Annotated in this window: 1 protein-coding gene; it reads left to right on the forward strand. The window is 30.5% G+C overall.

Annotation, left to right across the window (positions count from 1 at the left end; translation table 11 throughout):
- The coding region (locus SB725_RS31465) for a hypothetical protein (RefSeq protein ID WP_410923332.1) at positions 1 to 269 on the forward strand (269 nt) is incomplete at both ends.

Consider the following 269-nt stretch of genomic DNA (forward strand, 5'->3'; position numbering starts at 1 on the left):
TTATTCTAATACCAAAGCTACTGATATCATGCCAAATAGTGAGCTAATAAAAAATAACTTTAGTGGTAACGCTTCATATAAATTGACAGATAAATTAACTGCCAATCTTTATGCGAATTATGTTACTCAAAAAACGACAGGAAGAAACACTACGGGTTATAATGATAATATTATGACTAATTTCAGACAATGGTGGGCAAATAATACTGATATAAAAGAACTTCAACAGCTATACGGAATTTCTCAGCAAAATTATACCTGGAATATGG

Origin of the sequence: Pseudomonas sp. SIMBA_041 (assembly GCF_046535095.1) — a bacterium.
Lineage (GTDB): Bacteria > Pseudomonadota > Gammaproteobacteria > Pseudomonadales > Pseudomonadaceae > Aquipseudomonas > Aquipseudomonas mucoides.